Raw genomic sequence first — 16836 nt, 5'->3', positions numbered from 1 at the left:
TCCAGACATACTCTATTGAAAGCTTATTCAGCCTCGTCCAAAAAAATGCTATAATTAACTTTTAGTTAGAAAGGAGTGTTTTTATGGCATTCGATGGATTATTTACAAGAGCAATTACACATGAAATTGCAAATTCTCTTTACACGGGGAGAATTTCCAAAATATATCAACCTTCAAAATATGAGATTTTATTACATATTCGAGCAAACGGAAAAAATCAAAAACTGATTCTTTCCGCTCATCCGACATATGCACGTTTACACTTAACAAATCAAAATTACGATTCACCTGCACTTCCGCCAATGTTTTGTATGCTTCTCCGTAAACATCTAGAAGGTGGATTCATTGAAAAAATTGAACAAATTGATTTAGAGCGTATTATTCAAATCACAGTTCGCAGCAGAAATGAAATTGGTGATGAATCGCTAAAAACATTAGTAATTGAAATAATGGGACGACATAGTAACATCATTTTAGTAGACACAAAAACAAACAATATTTTAGATAGCTTAAAACACGTTTCTTTAGCAGTAAACCGACATCGAACTGTATACGCTGGAGCTGAATATGTTGCGCCACCGGCACAACATAAAATTAACCCACTTCAGATTGAAACAAATGAGGAATTTATTAGACCGCTAGACTTTTTATCTGGAAACATGGATAAACAGCTTGTCGGCACCTTTACGGGAATATCGCCGTTATTCGCAAAAGAAGTCGTGAAAAAAGCTGGCATGGTAAATGAAAAAGCATTGGCGGACGCATTTTTCTCCATACAAAAACCATTATTAACTCATACATATTCACCTACGATGACTACTTCAAATGGGAAAGAATTCTTTTATCTTTTCCCTCTTGCACACTTGCAAGGTGAAAACAAGACGTTCTCATCTGTTAGTGAATTGCTAGACCGTTTCTTTTTCGGAAAAGCAGAGCGCGACCGTGTAAAACAACAGGCTCATGATTTAGAACGCTTTATGCAAAACGAAAAAAATAAAAATGAGAAAAAACTCATTAAACTAGAAAAAACATTACAAGATGCCGGAAAAGCAGATAAATATCAACTATTTGGAGAACTACTTACAGCCAATATGTATGCTTTGAAAAAAGGTGATAAAGATATTGAAGTCGTTAACTATTACGATGAAAATGGCGGAACTGTAAAAATCACATTAGATCCTTTAAAAACGCCATCTGACAATGCGCAACGCTATTTCCAAAAGTACCAAAAAGCGAAAAATTCAGTTGTTGTTGTAGAAGAGCAAATCGAAAAAACAAATGAAGAAATTCTTTACTTTGATAGCCTACTTCAACAAATGGAAGCTGCTTCTTCAAAAGATATTGAAGAAATTCGTGAGGAATTAGCTGAAGAAGGTTATATGCGCAATCGTAAAACGAAAAACGCAAAGAAAAAGCCTACTAAACCAGTATTAGATAAATATGTAGCAAGTGATGGCACAGAGATTTTCGTTGGTAAAAACAATAAACAAAATGATTATTTAACAACGAAATTTGCCCGCCGCGATGAAATTTGGCTACATACGAAAGACATACCTGGTTCTCATGTTGTCATTCGTTCTTTAGAGCCTGCTGAAGAAACTTTACTAGAAGCTGCAAAAATTGCTGCCTATTACAGTAAAGCAAAAGAGTCTAGCTCTGTACCTGTTGATTTCACCAAAATACGCCATGTCAAAAAACCGAGTGGTGCAAAACTTGGTTTTGTTACGTACGACAATCAGCAAACCGTATATGTAACACCGGATGTTGATACTGTAATGAAATTAAAAGCTTAAATACAAAAATGCGTTGCTCATAAGCAACGCATTTTTTATATATTTTCAATTTAGTTGCTATATCCATTCAATATTGTCAAAAAAATTGACAGTGTCATTTCACATTTGTATAAATTTTTTTACAGCATATAAATAAAGTGCACGTGTAAATCCAATCAATATTTTTTCATCCCCTGCCATTTATTGAAGCAATCTGGATTTTATGAACAAAAAGTCTCCCACAAATTGCGGGCTATTTTTTCATCTCCCCTAAAATATATGTTTTCCCTACCATCCTTTCTTCAAATATACACTTTGGCACACTATTTGCTTTATTCAATACTATGAATAGGGGGAATTAACATGACTTTAAAAATTAATAAAATCCAAAATCAACTACATAATTACGGAATTGACGGATTACTCATTACCAAAAAAGAAAATCGCCAATATGCAACAGGCTTTACTGGTAGTGCTGGCGTCGTCTTAATCTCTGCGGATACAGCTGTTTTTATAACTGATTTTCGCTATGTAGATCAAGCGAAGTCACAAATAAAAGATGTGGAAATCATTATGCATAAAGGAAATTTAGAAAAAGAAATTGCAAATCAAGTATCGAAATTAAACATTCAAAAACTAGGAATTGAAGAAAACAACATAACATTGCAACAATATAAAAACTTACAAAAATACGTACATGCGGAAATGGTTCAAGTGTGCGAAATCATCGAAAATATTCGTATTATTAAAGACACTCCTGAAATAGAAACAATGAAAATCGCTGCTAATATCGCTGACGAAGCATTTCACCACATCCTTACGTTTCTAAAACCAGGACTAAGTGAAAATGATGTACGAGATGAGTTAGAATTTTTCATGCGAAAAAAAGGGGCTACATCCTCATCATTCCAAATTATTGTAGCTTCTGGCGTTCGTTCTTCTCTTCCTCATGGAGTTGCATCAAATAAAATAATTGAACGAGGAGACATCGTCACATTAGATTTCGGTGCACTTTACGACGGATACTGTTCCGATATAACTCGTACTGTAGCGATTGGGGAACCATCGGAAAAATTCAAAAAGATATACAGTGTTGTACTTGAAGCATTAAAACGTGGAACGGAAGCAATTAAACCTGGAGAGACTGCGAAAAGTATCGATGATATAACAAGAGATTACATTACAGAGCATGGATACGGTCAATATTTTGGACACTCCACTGGACATGGTCTTGGGTTAGAAATTCATGAACCACTCCGCCTATCCCAAGAAAGTAAGGCTACTCTAAAAGAAGGTATGGTTGTTACAGTTGAACCAGGTATTTACATACCAAACTGGGGCGGTTGTAGAATTGAAGATGATATCGTCATTACAAAAGATGGCTATGAGGTTATTACAAAATCAAATCGGGAACTAATTGTTATTCCTTGTTAAAATCATGCCCCTTTTTAAAAGGAGTTTTTCTCTACACATAGAATTCTTTCTCTGGATTCATCGTTTAAAGAGGGGGGAAATTTTGTAATCGACAAGATAGATGGTTTACAAGTTGAATTTTCCAAACTTGTTTCCATGATGAATTACGCACGCTATACAACAATGCAAGCGGTGGAAGGTTTAACAATGGAAGAACTTGATTATTTATATGATGAGGAAGCAAATTCAATTGGCATGTTATTACACCATATGGCCGCTATTGAATTTTACTACCAGATTCATACTTTTGAAGACCGTGAACCAACGGAAGTTGAATTGGAACGTTGGTTACCTGCTATTGAGTTAGGAGATCTTGGCCGCGAGAAAATAAAAGGAAACTCGATAGAATTTTACATAAACACATTACAAGAAGTACGTTCCAAAACGATCGAGACTTTTCAATCGTTACCTGATGAATGGTTATTTAAAACGACAGACTTTTGGTATGATAAACCAGCCAACAACTACTTTAAATGGTTTCATGTTTTTGAAGATGAAATCAATCATCGTGGACAAATTCGTTTAATTAAAAAAATGCAAAAAGCTCATTCAGTAAAGTAAGAAAATGCCACCGAATAAGGTGGCATTTTCTTTTATTCATTAACGAATAACTTTTCGTTTACTTTTTTAGCGACTACCGCTATCGAAATTAAAATGCATATTAAATATAGCAATTTCACAATAAATACCCCCCCTTGAAACATTACAATACCATCTATTATTTCATTTCCTTTCAATAACAAAAACGGAATCGTGCTAATTATAATGACGAACTCGATGCTGAAAACAATTTTCTTTTTTCGACTACATGCTTTCCACTCATCCCAGCGATACATAGAAGCAAAAATCAATACTCCTATACATAATATAACTGGTACCCATTCACTTTTAAGAAATTGCCCTGAAATAACTGATAATAGTAAACAAACGAGCACACCATAATACCCTATTTTCTCTCTCATTCGTACTCCTCCCCCATTCTACTTTGCCTTTAATATGTAACTTGCTATGCTTATAACAATTCTTAGAAAAATAACAACTACAATTACAATATAAAGACCTTTTGCAGAAGACATCCATTCTTGAAAAATAGACATTTTCGCCATCTGTTTCTGCCCTTCTATTAAAATAAACCCTATGAAAAATGAGCAAACAACAATGATACCTATCATAATCCCAATACTTTTCTTGCTATATTGTTTTATATCATCCCAGTTATATAACAGAACAAAAACAAATCCGAAAACTGGTAAGATACTTATCCATTCATTGTTTGTAAACAGATTTAAAATGATTAATAGACTACAAGATATGATGAATCCCCAAAATCCAATTTTTTTGCGCATAAACCCTCCTTAAATTCCATTTTTAGGATTAATTGTATTGTAACATCCATTTTCTCTCCTTACCATTACAGTACATGAAATTTCATTTTTTCTTTTTCCTAAACTCACATACTTTCACTGCTTTCATACAATAAACTACACGAATGCCTAAAGGATGTGAATGTTATGGGAGTTGAATTAACGCTGTTGCACGCTCTCTATATTCTTTGTTTACTCACTATTATTACCTTTTTTATTCTCCGAAAAGATACGACTATTATTTGTATCGTTTTTATCTTTTTATTAGCATTAACCGCTACAAGCTCTATCCCTCTTGCTATTAGCGGTATTTTTCAAAGTTTCATTTACGCCATCACTGAGCTATTACCAACTATATTAATCATCTCCATTATCGTATCCATGAGCAATCTACTCGTTCATACCGGCATAAATGATACGATGATTTCACCATTTACAAAGATGATTCGTACACCTACCCTCGCCTACTGGATTATCGGCCTTTTAATGATGACAATTTCTTTCTTCTTTTGGCCTTCTCCAGCTGTCGCCTTAATGGGAGCTATTTTATTACCGATCGCTGTACGCGTCGGTCTTCCGCCAATTGGAGTGGCAATTGCTATGAACTTATTCGGTCATGGGATTGCTTTATCCGGCGACTTCGTTATACAAGGCGCACCAAAATTAACCGCAGACGCTGCTGGTCTTCCTGTTTCTAGCGTTGTTTCTGCCAGTGTTCCGCTCGTAATTGTTATGGGCATTGTGACAACTTCCGTCGCATTTTTCTTCTTACGAAAAGAATTTCATACAGGACTATCCTTGCAAGATTCCTCTTCATCAACTGAACCGTCTAAAACTACTATTTTATTATCTCCTCACATAAAGAAATGGCTCGCCATATGTATCCCTATCATATATACCCTTGATATTCTTTGTATGATTCAATTTAAACTACAAGGAAGCGATGCAACTGCACTTATCGGTGGAACGACTGTTATTATGATTATCATTATTTCTCTCATCGCCTACAAAGGAAATGGATTAAATAAAACGACCGATTATTTCATAGAAGGGCTTCAATTTGGATTTAAAATTTTCGGACCTGTTATTCCAATTGCTGCACTTTTTTATTTAGGAGATAGCGGCTTTGTGAAAATTATCGGGGACTATTTACCGAAAGGTTCCCACGGAATCATTAACGACTTAGGAATCGCCTTATCTCAAACTGTTCCTTTAAATCAATATGTATCGGCAGGGACATTAACTATTGTTGGTGTCATTACCGGCTTAGATGGATCTGGTTTTTCAGGTATATCACTTGCTGGTTCAATTGCAAATCTTTTCGGCACAGCACTCGGTCATGGAACAGCTACATTAACAGCACTCGGGCAAATTGCAGCAATATGGACCGGGGGCGGGACGTTAATCCCTTGGGCGCTTATTCCTGCTGCTGCCATTTGCAAGGTAGATCCATTTGAACTTGCACGCCGAAACTTTTTACCAGTTGTGATTGGCTTAATTGTCACCACGATCGTTGCGATGTTTATTCTATAACGTAGGCAAGTATTCTCTTTCTTACGTTTTTTCTTGTAAAATTCATCATGAATTACTCGTTTTCAAGAGGGATTCGTTATTACTTAGCGAAGTTATATTAGGAGAGTATTTATTTCAAAACGTTTACGAGAACAGATTACTGCAATTAGAAAAGGGGACATACCTATGAATGAATTGATTTTCGTCTTATTAATTTGTCCATTACTTATCTTTATCGTTTCTGTTATCGGAACACGTAGAACGAAAACGTATTACGTAATGCCGGTTGTAACGTTTGCTAGTTTTTTAATAATAGGTGTTATCGCCTTTACTCCAAAATTTTTCTTTTGGGTTGGCATGTATAGCATCTTCTCATTTATCGTTTCTTACATGACGCTCTTGTTTGTGAGAGGATATGAGGTTGTGGAAAACGCTAAATAGCTATTAACGAGGAGATTGTCATATGATTTTCTTTGATGTCGATGGAACTTTACTTGATTATGAGGCCGCTGAAAGAAATGGTATTATAGATTTCTTTCAAGTATATAGTACTATTTTTTCAGGTAATGAATTAGAGGCCACGAAAGTCTGGCATGAATTATCCGAAGAATATTTCAACAAATTTTTATCCAAGGAATTATCTTTTCAAGAACAACAAGGGATGCGAATATACCATTTATTTAAAACATATGGAATAAACTTATCACCCGAGGAGTCTCAGCACAGATTCAATCAATATATAGAACTATATAAGAACAACTGGGCCGCGTTTGAAGATGTACACTATACATTACAGACCTTAAAGCAAGAAGGGCACTCATTAGGTATCATTAGTAATGGTGACTATGAACAACAAGTCGAAAAATTAACTGCTCAAAACATTCTACAATATTTCAATTACATATCTACTTCTAGTGAAATTGGTGTATCGAAACCAGACCCTGAAATTTTTCAAAGAACTGTATTACAATTGAATCTTGAAATGAAAGATTGCTATTATATTGGTGATCGATTAGAAACAGATGCAATTAGTAGTACAGCAGCTGGAATGCAAGGGATATGGTTAAATCGGGATAACTTGCAACTCAAATGTGATGTTCCTACTATCTGTTCGTTACATGAAATTATAACAATGATATAAAAAGACGACCACGTTCCCCCGCGGTCGTCTTTTTTCGTGTTACGCTGTGATCCAAGCTTCATTAGCTGGATTTTTACGCCACTCTTGTAATTTTTTCGTTTCAGCTTGTCCGATCATACCTTTTTCTGCTGCAACTTCAGTTAATGCACTGTAATCACTTAAAGAATATGATGCTACGTTCGCTGCTTCTAGTTTTTCTTTTCCTGCTTCAAGCTCGTATGTGAAGATTGATACGATTCCTAATACTTCACAGCCAGCTTCGCGAAGTGCTTCTACACATGTAATTGCACTACCGCCAGTTGAAATTAAGTCTTCTACTACTACTACTTTTTGACCTTTTTCAGCTTTTCCTTCGATTTGGTTCCCTTTACCGTGACCTTTTGCTTTACTACGTACGTAGCACATTGGTAAATCCATACGATCGCTTACCCATGCAGCGTGCGCAATACCAGCTGTTGCTGTTCCTGCAATAACTTCTACAGTTGGGAAGTGCTCTTTAATTAACTCTTCTAATCCAGCTGCAATCGCTTGACGTACTTTTGGATAGGATAAAGTTAAACGGTTATCACAATAAATTGGTGATTTCATACCTGAAGACCATGTGAATGGATCATTCGGTTGTAAAAATACTGCTCCAATTTCTAATAAATGCGATGCGATTTCTTTTTTCATACTGTTACACCTTCCCACTGTTGTTTTACTGTTTTATACGCTTCAAGCGGATTTTCTGCTTTTGTAATACTACGTCCAACTACGATGTAGCTTGAGCCAAGTTCCCTCGCACGTTTCGGTGTTGCTACGCGCACCTGATCATTTACATCATCGCTTGCAAGACGAATCCCCGGTGTTACTGTTACAAATTCATTTCCGCATACTTCACGTAATTTTGGAACTTCAAGCGTTGAGCAAACAACGCCATCCAGTCCACTTTCTTTCGTTAATTTTGCATAATGAGCAACCGCTTCTTCTAACGTTTTCTCAATGCCGATCTCTTTTTTCATCATAGCTTCCGAAGTGCTTGTTAGTTGTGTAACTGCAATACAAATCGGTCTCTCTTTTCCTTCTTGCTTACCTTCCTCTAATCCCTCAATCGCAGCTTTCATCATACTGCTTCCCCCAGCAGCATGAACATTTACCATATCAACATCTAGACTAGCTAGGCTACGCATAGCGCTTTTTACCGTATTTGGAATATCATGAAGTTTTAAATCTAGAAAGATCTTATGCCCTTTTTCTTTTAAGTACGTAATAATCGCAGGGCCTTCTTTGTAAAATAACTCCATACCAACTTTGACAAATAACTCTTCCCCTTCAAAGTGGCGCAAGAATTGTTCTACATCTTGTTTCCCCGGAAAATCTAGTGCAACGATTAACGACTGTGACATGTTTGCTTCCAGCTCCTTCCTTGACATTCCGAAATGTGATCAAATCCTAATTCATCTAGTAATGCTGGTAACTCTTTAATAATTGTCGGACATACGAACGGATCGATAAAGTTCGCTGTACCAACTGCAACTGCGCTTGCGCCAGCGTAGAAGAATTCAATTACATCTTCCGCTGTTTCAATACCACCCATTCCGATAATTGGAATGTTAACCGCTTGGCTTACTTCATGTACCATACGAATTGCTACTGGCTTAATCGCAGGACCTGATAATCCGCCTGTACGGTTTGCTAAAATTGGTTTAGCTGTTTTTAAATCTAGACGCATACCAAGCAATGTATTAATCATCGTTAAACCATCTGCACCTGCATTTTCAATCGCTTTTGCAATTTCCACAATGTTTGCCACGTTCGGTGACAACTTCACATATACAGGTACTTCAGAAACCTCTTTTACTCGCTTCGTTAAATCAGCAGCAATTTCAGGATTTGTACCAAAGGCGATACCACCTGTTTTTACGTTCGGACAAGAAATGTTTAATTCTAGCGCATGGACATTAGGCGCTTTAGAAATTTCCTTTGCAACCGCCACGTAATCCTCAGCTTGTGAGCCTGCAACGTTCGCAATGATTGGAAGATCAAATTGTTCGAGAAAAGGTAATTCAGAATTCATTACTTTTTCTAATCCTGGGTTTTGAAGTCCGATTGCATTTAACATGCCGCCCGGTGTTTCAGCAACACGAGGCGTCGGATTTCCATAGCGTGGTTGTTCTGTCGTCGCTTTGATCATGATTGATCCTAGTACACTTAAATCGTAAAACTGTGCATATTCACGACCAAATCCAAAGCATCCAGATGCCGGTATAATTGGATTTTTTAATGATAATCCTGGTAATTCAACTTGCAATCTGTTCATAGTACAACCTCCCCGATTGGAAATACTGGTCCGTCGCTACACACCTTCTTGTAAGAATGTCCACTTGGATCTTCTTGTAAGTGGCATACACATGCGAAACAAGCTCCAATACCACAGCCCATACGTTCTTCTAATGAAATATAGGCTTTTTTCTCTTTGTAACGTCCTTCTAATGCACGAAGCATCGCTAACGGACCACATGAATAAAGAATATCAAAGTCAATTCCGTAATTATCAATTACATCTGTGACAAATCCTTTTGTACCGTGTGTACCGTCTACTGTCGCAACGTACGTATCACCAAGTTCTGCAAATTTTTCTTCATAGAAAACAACATCTTTCGTTTGAAAACCTAAGATGTGAATTACGCGTACACCTTTTGCAACGAGGCGCTGTGATAATTCATAAAGTGGTGGTACACCAATTCCCCCGCCTACTAGTAAAGCTGTTTGACCAGCTTCTGCTTCTTCTACAGGAAAACCGTGTCCTAATGGTCCTAGTACGTCTACCATTTCACCTTGTTTTCTAGTTGCTAATGTTTTTGTCCCTTGTCCTTCTGCACGATATAGCATTGTAAATTCGTTCTTCTCTTGATCTACATTACAAATACTAATCGGGCGGCGCAGAAGGGGCGCAATGCCCTCTGCTACCTTAATGTGCACAAACTGCCCTGGTTCGTTCATTTGCTGTACTAAAGTTCCTTGAAGCACTAATTCGTAAATGTTTTTTGCGATTTCTTTTTGATTAACGACGATCATATTTTGCTTTTGCATCATGCATGTACCACCTCGTGACGCTTTGTTTGCGTAATTTCTTTCATTGAATGAGCTGAGAATGTCATAGATTCTAATACTCGTAAGATTGCTCTCGTTGTATCAAGTGATGTTAAGCAAGCCACACCATTTTCTACTGATTCACGGCGAATGCGGAAACCATCACGCGCTGGTTGTTTGCCTTTTGTTAATGTATTGATTACAAACTGTGCTTTTCCTTGACGGATAATATCAAGTAAGTTGTATTCTTCAGAATCAATTTTATTAACAACTTGCACTGGAATGTTTTGCTCTGCTAACGATTGTGCTGTTCCAGCTGTTGCTAATAAGTTATAGCCGATTTCGTGGAAACGTTTTGCAATTTCCATTGCTTCTTCTTTATCTTTATCCGCTACAGTGATGATTACTGATCCGTGCGTTGGGATGTTAATTCCTGAAGCAACTAACCCTTTGTATAATGCTTTTTCAAGTGTTAAGTCTTTCCCCATTACTTCCCCTGTTGATTTCATTTCAGGTCCTAATGTTGTATCAACCGAACGTAGCTTCGCAAATGAGAATACCGGTGCTTTTACATACACTTCTTTCTCTTCTGGGTGATAACCAGTTCCATATCCTTGTTCTACAAGATCTTGACCTAAAATAACTTTCGTTGCAACATTCGCCATCGGTACGCCTGTAATTTTACTTAAGAATGGTACTGTACGGCTCGCACGTGGATTTACTTCAATTACATACACTTCATCTTTGAATACTACAAACTGAATGTTTAGTAATCCAACAATGTTTAAACCTTTTCCAAGTGCAATTGTATGCTCAATAATTTGTTCTTTCAGTTTTGCAGATAAGCTTTGTGGTGGATATACTCCGATTGAGTCACCAGAGTGAACTCCAGCGCGTTCAATATGTTCCATAATACCTGGAATGAATACATTCTCACCGTCTGAAATTGCATCTACTTCAATTTCTTTACCAACCATGTATCGGTCGATTAATACTGGGTGATCAGCGTGAACTTTAACCGCATTTTTCATGTAGTGCAGCAGTTCTTCTTGACGATATACGATTTCCATCGCACGTCCACCTAGTACGTAAGATGGTCTTACTAATACTGGATAACCAATTTTGTCAGCGATTGCTACCGCTTGCTCTACAGTCGTTGCCGTTTTACCAACTGGTTGCGGGATACCAAGCTGTGTTAGAGCTGCCTCAAACTTATCACGATCTTCTGCACGGTCTAAATCTTCAAGTGATGTTCCTAAGATTTTCACACCATGAGCCTCTAATTTAGCAGCTAAGTTAATTGCCGTTTGTCCACCGAATTGGACGATAACACCTTCTGGCTTTTCTAAATCGATAATGTGCATTACATCTTCGATTGTTAATGGTTCAAAGTATAATTTATCAGAAATACTGAAGTCTGTTGAAACTGTTTCTGGATTGTTATTAACAATGATTGCCTCATAGCCAGCTTCTTTAATTGCCCATACAGAGTGAACTGTTGCGTAGTCAAACTCAACCCCTTGACCGATACGGATTGGACCAGACCCTAGTACAACAACACTCTTACGATCTGTTCTAACCGATTCATTCTCGTCACCATATGTGCTGTAGTAGTATGGTGTTGCAGATTCAAACTCTGCCGCACAAGTATCTACCATTTTATAAACAGGAGTGATATTGCTTTCTTTACGCATATCGTAAATTTCACGCTCTGTTTTGTTCCAAGCTGCTGCAATGTAGTGATCGCTGAAGCCCATTTCTTTCGCAGTTTGTAGTACTTCCATATTTCCTACATTCGCTTTTACTTCACGTTCCATATTTACGATGTTTTCAACTTTTTGTAAGAAGAAGAAGTCCATTTCACACCAATCGTTAATTTCTTCTTTCGTTACACCTTGACGAATTGCTTCTGCTACAATAAACAGTCGCTCATCATCAGCTTTTATAATACGTTTTTTCATTGTTTCTTTATCAAGTTCTTTTAAATGCTCTAATTCTAAGTGATAAACACCAAGTTCTAAAGAACGAACCGCTTTTAATAATGACTGTTCTAAGTTACGTCCGATTGACATAACTTCACCAGTTGCCTTCATTTGCGTACCAAGTGTTCTGTTTGCTGATTCAAACTTATCAAATGGCCAGCGTGGTATTTTTGAAACAACATAGTCTAATGCTGGCTCGAAGCAAGCGTATGTTTTTTGTGTTACTGGGTTTATAATTTCATCTAACGTTAAGCCTACTGCAATTTTCGCTGCTAATTTCGCAATTGGATAACCAGTTGCTTTAGATGCTAGTGCAGATGAACGACTTACACGTGGGTTTACTTCGATTACATAGTACTGGAAGCTATGTGGATCCAGTGCAAGCTGAACGTTACATCCACCTTCAATTCCTAATGCACGAATAATTCGTAATGAAGTGTTCCGTAACATTTGATACTCACGGTCACTTAACGTTTGGCTCGGCGCTACAACGATAGAATCACCTGTATGAACCCCAACTGGATCGATATTTTCCATATTACATACTACAATCGCATTATCATTCGAGTCACGCATTACTTCATATTCAATTTCCTTACAGCCAGCAATACTTTTCTCTAATAAACATTGTGTCACTGGACTATGTTTTAAACCACCTGATACAATTTCAATTAATTCTTCTTCATTACTACAGATTCCGCCACCTGTTCCACCCATTGTAAATGCTGGGCGAACAATAACTGGATAACCAATTTCTTTTACAAATTCATGTGCTTCTTCTAGCGTATGAATAATGGTACTAGATGGAATTGGTTCATTTAATTCCTGCATTAATGTACGGAATAAATCACGATCTTCTGCTTGCTCAATTGCTGATAATTTTGTTCCTAAAATTTCAACTCCACATTCTTCAAGTATGCCTGATTTCGCAAGTTCGACAGCCATATTTAAACCTGTTTGACCACCTAATGTTGGCAGGATTGCATCTGGACGTTCTTTACGAATGATACGGCTTACGAATTCTAGTGTTAATGGTTCTATATATACTTTATCTGCTGTTGCAGTATCTGTCATAATTGTTGCTGGGTTAGAGTTAACAAGGATTACTTTGTAACCTTCTTCTCTAAGAGATTGACAAGCTTGTGTACCAGAGTAATCAAACTCTGCTGCTTGCCCAATTACAATTGGTCCTGATCCGATTACTAAAATTGTGTTAATGTCTAGGCGTTTTGGCATAACTCTTCCCCTTCTTTCTTGAAGTTTTCAATCATTTCTAAGAAATCTTCGAATAAATCATTTGCATCTTCTGGTCCTGCTGAAGCTTCTGGATGATACTGTACTGTAAATGCTGGGAACTTCGTATGACGAAGACCTTCTACTGTTCCATCATTTAAAGCGACATGTGTAATTTCAAGTTCTGTATTTTTAACTGATTCTTCTTCTACTGCATAACCATGGTTTTGAGATGTAATTGCTACTTTTCCAGTTGCAAGATGTTTTACTGGATGGTTTAAACCACGGTGACCAAATTTTAACTTACTTGTATTCGCACCAGATGCTAGAGCGAATAGTTGATGTCCTAAGCAAATTCCGAATAAAGGAACTTTACCGATAATGTCTTTTAACATTTCAATCGCTTCTGGTACATCTTTTGGATCTCCAGGTCCGTTACTTAACATGATTCCATCTGGGCTAAGGCGTAAAATCTCTTCTGCTGTTGTATTGTAAGGTACTACAATTACATCGCAGTCACGTTTATTTAATTCTCGTAAAATACCATGTTTCATTCCAAAGTCTACAAGTACAACGCGATGTCCACGGCCTGGGCTTGGGTATGGATCTTTCGTTGATACGCGTTTCACGTGATCTGTAAATACTGTCGCTTTTAATTGGCTCACGATGTATTCTACATCTGCATCCATGTTACATAGACGTCCACGTAATGTACCGTATTGACGAATTTTTCTCGTTAATTTTCTTGTATCAATTCCTGCTAAGCCTGGGATGTTTCTTTCTTTTAAGTAATCATTTAACGAAATTTCATTACGGAAGTTTGATGGGTGATCACAAATTTCGTTTACGATTAAACCATTTACAGATGGGTGAATCGATTCAAAATCGTCACGGTTAATGCCGTAGTTTCCGATTAATGGGTACGTGAATGTTACGATTTGACCGCAATATGATGGATCAGATAATGTTTCTTGATATCCAGTCATTCCTGTTGTGAATACAACCTCACCTGACTTTTCAATTGCTCCTCCGAAACCTTTTCCAATTAATACTGTTCCATCTTCTAAGATAAGTTGTCTTTTCATACTAATGCACTCTCCTTTTGCCATGCGATCTTACCACCAACGATTGTCATTACCGGCCATCCTTGGCATTTCCAACCTGCGAATGGTGTATTTTTTCCTTTTGATAGGAATGTTGCTGGGTCAATCTCTTCTTCTTGTTCTAAATCAATGATTGTAATATCAGCTGTTCTACCTTCTTTCAGGCGACCTGCTTCTAAACCAAATGTATCAGCTGGCTTTTCTGTTAAGAATTGAATTAACTGCTCTAGTGTAATGATTCCTTTTTTCACAAGGTTTGTGTAAAGAAGTGGGAATGCTGTTTCAAAACCAGTAATTCCGAATGGTGCTCTTTCAATTCCTTGTGCTTTCTCTTCTGCTGTATGCGGTGCATGATCTGTTGCGATCATATCGATCGTGCCATCTAATAAACCTTCAATTAGTGCTGCGTGATCTTCTTTTCCACGAAGCGGTGGGTTCATTTTAAAGTTAGGATCAGCTGATGGGATATCATCTTCACATAACACTAGGTGATGAGGTGTTACCTCTGCAGTTACTTTAATTCCAGCGCGTTTCGCATCACGAATTACACGTACTGATCCTTTTGTACTTACGTGACATACGTGATAGTGACAATCTGCCGCTTCAGCAAGCAGTATATCCCTTGCAATATGTACAGATTCACATACTGATGGGATACCGTTTAATCCGTGTTTCTCAGAAAACTTCCCTTCATGTACACAACCTTTATTAATAAGAGTATTCTCTTCACAGTGCGCAACTACTGCCATATTTAATTTCGCTGCACGCTTCATAGCAGCTAACATCATGCTAGCATCTTGTACGCCTACACCGTCATCTGTGAAAGCAAATGCTCCAAGTTCTTTTAACGTTTCGAAATCTGTCATTTCAGAACCCGCTTGACGTACTGTAATTGCTCCATATGGTAGTACGTTGACATGCGCTTTTTCTTTAATACGATTTTGCAAGTCTTCCATATGTTCTCTGCAATCTGGTACTGGGCGTGTATTTGGCATTGCACAAATTGTAGTGAATCCACCTTTTGCCGCTGCTAGTGTACCTGTTTCAATTGTTTCTTTATGTTCACCACCTGGTTCACGAAGGTGTACGTGTACATCTACTAATCCAGGTGCGATTAACTTTCCGTTCACATCGATTACTTCAGCATTATCTGCCGTAATATTTTCTGCTACCTTAGCGATTTTACCGTCTTGTACGAGAAGATCCGTTGCTACGATTTTTCCTTCTTCATTCATATAACGACCATTTTTAAACAAATAATTCATGTTTCATTCCTCCTAATACATTTGGTAAGGCGCGTTTTAGTACAGCCATTCTTACGTAAACTCCATTTTCCATTTGTTTAAATATGCGTGAACGCTCACACTCAACAAGTTCACTTGCAATTTCAACATCACGGTTTACAGGAGCTGGATGCATAATAATGCTTCCTTCTTTCATACGATTTTCTCTTTCCACTGTTAATCCGTGGTTCTCATGATACTCTTTCATAATGTCTGTTTCATAATGATCATGACGCTCATGTTGTACACGAAGTAACATCATTACATCCACTTCTGGAACAAGTTCATCTAATGGTTTGTATGTTCCAAATGTGTTGTCTTCATCTTTCCACTCTTCTGGACTTGCAAAGTAAATTGTTGCACCCAGCTTCGTTAATGCTTCTGCATTAGAACGTGCTACTCGGCTATGACGAACATCTCCTACTATTGCAATCTTCAAACCTTCAAATCTTCCAAACTCTTGTTTAATTGTAAGAAGGTCGAGTAGGCACTGTGTTGGGTGGTTTCCACATCCATCTCCAGCGTTTAAGATTGGAATATTCACCTGTTCTTTTAGTTCATCGAAGTAGCGATCTTGCTCGTGACGGATGACCACTGCTTTTGTTCCGATTGATTCTAGTGTTCTTATCGTATCGTATAAAGTTTCTCCTTTTTGTACGCTAGATGCATCAGCTGAAAAGTTTAAAACATCAAGTCCTAATCTCTTCTCAGCAACTTCAAAGCTAAATCTCGTTCTCGTACTATTCTCAAAGAACAAGTTCGCAACAAAAGTTTGCTCTGTCGTTTTGCTCTCTTTCCCATTCGCGAAATCTTCTGCGTCTTTTAGGATTTCTGAAATTTCCACTTCCGATAATTCGCTCATCGTTAACAAATGGCTCATCGTCATCCCTCATCTTTCTGG

At 37.5% G+C, this 16836-nt stretch carries 16 protein-coding genes; 6 read left to right on the top strand and 10 right to left on the bottom strand.

What is annotated here, in order from left to right; all coding sequences use genetic code 11:
• Positions 1-83 precede the first annotated feature (83 nt).
• The 3 genes from V7S50_RS02470 (at position 84) to V7S50_RS02460 (ending at position 3806) form a co-directional block, all read left to right on the top strand.
• Complete coding sequence (locus V7S50_RS02470) at positions 84-1793, top strand: Rqc2 family fibronectin-binding protein (protein WP_242252028.1); 1710 nt, start codon at positions 84-86, stop codon at positions 1791-1793.
• A gap of 342 nt (positions 1794-2135) precedes the next feature.
• Positions 2136-3206 carry a M24 family metallopeptidase gene (locus V7S50_RS02465; RefSeq protein ID WP_242252029.1) on the top strand — a complete coding sequence of 357 codons (1071 nt, stop codon included), beginning with the start codon at positions 2136-2138 and terminating at the stop codon, positions 3204-3206.
• A gap of 135 nt (positions 3207-3341) precedes the next feature.
• A complete protein-coding gene (locus V7S50_RS02460) occupies positions 3342-3806 on the top strand; it encodes a DinB family protein (protein ID WP_242252030.1) in 465 nt (154 codons plus the stop codon).
• Positions 3807-3838: 32 nt separating this feature from the next.
• Here V7S50_RS02460 and V7S50_RS02455 read toward each other — a convergent pair whose 3' ends face one another.
• A complete protein-coding gene (locus V7S50_RS02455; RefSeq protein ID WP_242252031.1) occupies positions 3839-4207 on the bottom strand; it encodes a YoqO family protein in 369 nt (122 codons plus the stop codon).
• 18 nt (positions 4208-4225) lie between these two features.
• A complete protein-coding gene (locus tag V7S50_RS02450) occupies positions 4226-4591 on the bottom strand; it encodes a YoqO family protein (protein ID WP_242252032.1) in 366 nt (121 codons plus the stop codon).
• Positions 4592-4756: 165 nt separating this feature from the next.
• On the opposite strand from V7S50_RS02450, the gene V7S50_RS02445 reads away from it, so the two are divergent.
• The 3 genes from V7S50_RS02445 to V7S50_RS02435 all read left to right on the top strand — a co-directional run bounded on the left by V7S50_RS02445 (position 4757) and on the right by V7S50_RS02435 (position 7262).
• Positions 4757-6142 carry a hypothetical protein gene (locus tag V7S50_RS02445; RefSeq protein WP_242252033.1) on the top strand — a complete coding sequence of 462 codons (1386 nt, stop codon included), beginning with the start codon at positions 4757-4759 and terminating at the stop codon, positions 6140-6142.
• A 165-nt stretch (positions 6143-6307) separates the two neighbouring features.
• A complete protein-coding gene (locus V7S50_RS02440; protein WP_242252034.1) occupies positions 6308-6562 on the top strand; it encodes a YbeF family protein in 255 nt (84 codons plus the stop codon).
• Positions 6563-6584: 22 nt separating this feature from the next.
• On the top strand, positions 6585-7262 hold the full coding sequence (locus V7S50_RS02435) for an HAD family hydrolase (RefSeq protein ID WP_242252036.1): 678 nt from the start codon (positions 6585-6587) through the stop codon (positions 7260-7262).
• Positions 7263-7301: 39 nt separating this feature from the next.
• Here the strand turns inward: V7S50_RS02435 and pyrE are convergent, their stop codons facing one another.
• Genes pyrE through pyrB form a run of 8 tightly spaced genes read right to left on the bottom strand, consistent with a single transcriptional unit; the run spans position 7302 to position 16815 of the window.
• Entirely contained in the window at positions 7302-7934 is a 633-nt protein-coding gene (pyrE, locus tag V7S50_RS02430) for an orotate phosphoribosyltransferase (RefSeq protein WP_000711449.1), read from the bottom strand.
• A complete protein-coding gene (pyrF, locus tag V7S50_RS02425) occupies positions 7931-8647 on the bottom strand; it encodes an orotidine-5'-phosphate decarboxylase (protein ID WP_000083496.1) in 717 nt (238 codons plus the stop codon). Before pyrF ends, pyrE begins: the two co-directional genes overlap by 4 nt.
• Positions 8632-9561 carry a dihydroorotate oxidase B catalytic subunit gene (gene pyrD, locus V7S50_RS02420; RefSeq protein ID WP_242252037.1) on the bottom strand — a complete coding sequence of 310 codons (930 nt, stop codon included), beginning with the start codon at positions 9559-9561 and terminating at the stop codon, positions 8632-8634. Before pyrD ends, pyrF begins: the two co-directional genes overlap by 16 nt.
• Entirely contained in the window at positions 9558-10337 is a 780-nt protein-coding gene (gene pyrK / locus V7S50_RS02415; RefSeq protein WP_000983359.1) for a dihydroorotate oxidase B electron transfer subunit, read from the bottom strand. The genes pyrD and pyrK overlap by 4 nt, the downstream gene beginning before the upstream one ends.
• Positions 10334-13552: a carbamoyl-phosphate synthase large subunit gene (gene carB / locus V7S50_RS02410; RefSeq protein ID WP_063221163.1), complete on the bottom strand. Its 3219-nt coding sequence runs from the start codon at positions 13550-13552 to the stop codon at positions 10334-10336. The genes pyrK and carB overlap by 4 nt, the downstream gene beginning before the upstream one ends.
• The gene (locus V7S50_RS02405; RefSeq protein WP_242252038.1) at positions 13537-14634 is read right to left on the bottom strand and encodes a carbamoyl phosphate synthase small subunit; all 1098 of its coding nucleotides are present in this window, start codon (positions 14632-14634) and stop codon (positions 13537-13539) included. The genes carB and V7S50_RS02405 overlap by 16 nt, the downstream gene beginning before the upstream one ends.
• Positions 14631-15917, bottom strand: a complete 1287-nt coding sequence (gene pyrC / locus V7S50_RS02400) for a dihydroorotase (RefSeq protein ID WP_242252039.1) — start codon at positions 15915-15917, stop codon at positions 14631-14633. Before pyrC ends, V7S50_RS02405 begins: the two co-directional genes overlap by 4 nt.
• Positions 15901-16815, bottom strand: a complete 915-nt coding sequence (gene pyrB / locus V7S50_RS02395; RefSeq protein ID WP_242252040.1) for an aspartate carbamoyltransferase — start codon at positions 16813-16815, stop codon at positions 15901-15903. Before pyrB ends, pyrC begins: the two co-directional genes overlap by 17 nt.
• Positions 16816-16836 lie beyond the last annotated feature (21 nt).

Source organism: Bacillus sp. CCNWLW194, assembly GCF_037120585.1.
Taxonomy (GTDB): Bacteria; Bacillota; Bacilli; order Bacillales; family Bacillaceae_G; genus Bacillus_A; species Bacillus_A basilensis.
This window is presented reverse-complemented; position numbering and strand designations above follow the sequence as displayed.

Bases quoted from the DNA above. Each gene is read 5' to 3' on its own strand.
- V7S50_RS02440 (WP_242252034.1), top strand. From the start codon at position 6,308: ATGAATGAATTGATTTTCGTCTTATTAATTTGTCCATTACTTATCTTT.
- V7S50_RS02435 (WP_242252036.1), top strand. From the start codon at position 6,585: ATGATTTTCTTTGATGTCGATGGAACTTTACTTGATTATGAGGCCGCT.
- V7S50_RS02465 (WP_242252029.1), top strand. From the start codon at position 2,136: ATGACTTTAAAAATTAATAAAATCCAAAATCAACTACATAATTACGGA.
- pyrC (WP_242252039.1), bottom strand. From the start codon at position 15,917: ATGAATTATTTGTTTAAAAATGGTCGTTATATGAATGAAGAAGGAAAA.
- pyrF (WP_000083496.1), bottom strand. From the start codon at position 8,647: ATGTCACAGTCGTTAATCGTTGCACTAGATTTTCCGGGGAAACAAGAT.
- V7S50_RS02405 (WP_242252038.1), bottom strand. From the start codon at position 14,634: ATGAAAAGACAACTTATCTTAGAAGATGGAACAGTATTAATTGGAAAA.
- V7S50_RS02445 (WP_242252033.1), top strand. From the start codon at position 4,757: ATGGGAGTTGAATTAACGCTGTTGCACGCTCTCTATATTCTTTGTTTA.
- carB (WP_063221163.1), bottom strand. From the start codon at position 13,552: ATGCCAAAACGCCTAGACATTAACACAATTTTAGTAATCGGATCAGGA.
- V7S50_RS02450 (WP_242252032.1), bottom strand. From the start codon at position 4,591: ATGCGCAAAAAAATTGGATTTTGGGGATTCATCATATCTTGTAGTCTA.
- V7S50_RS02460 (WP_242252030.1), top strand. From the start codon at position 3,342: ATGATGAATTACGCACGCTATACAACAATGCAAGCGGTGGAAGGTTTA.
- V7S50_RS02455 (WP_242252031.1), bottom strand. From the start codon at position 4,207: ATGAGAGAGAAAATAGGGTATTATGGTGTGCTCGTTTGTTTACTATTA.
- pyrE (WP_000711449.1), bottom strand. From the start codon at position 7,934: ATGAAAAAAGAAATCGCATCGCATTTATTAGAAATTGGAGCAGTATTT.
- pyrK (WP_000983359.1), bottom strand. From the start codon at position 10,337: ATGATGCAAAAGCAAAATATGATCGTCGTTAATCAAAAAGAAATCGCA.
- pyrD (WP_242252037.1), bottom strand. From the start codon at position 9,561: ATGAACAGATTGCAAGTTGAATTACCAGGATTATCATTAAAAAATCCA.
- pyrB (WP_242252040.1), bottom strand. From the start codon at position 16,815: ATGAGCCATTTGTTAACGATGAGCGAATTATCGGAAGTGGAAATTTCA.
- V7S50_RS02470 (WP_242252028.1), top strand. From the start codon at position 84: ATGGCATTCGATGGATTATTTACAAGAGCAATTACACATGAAATTGCA.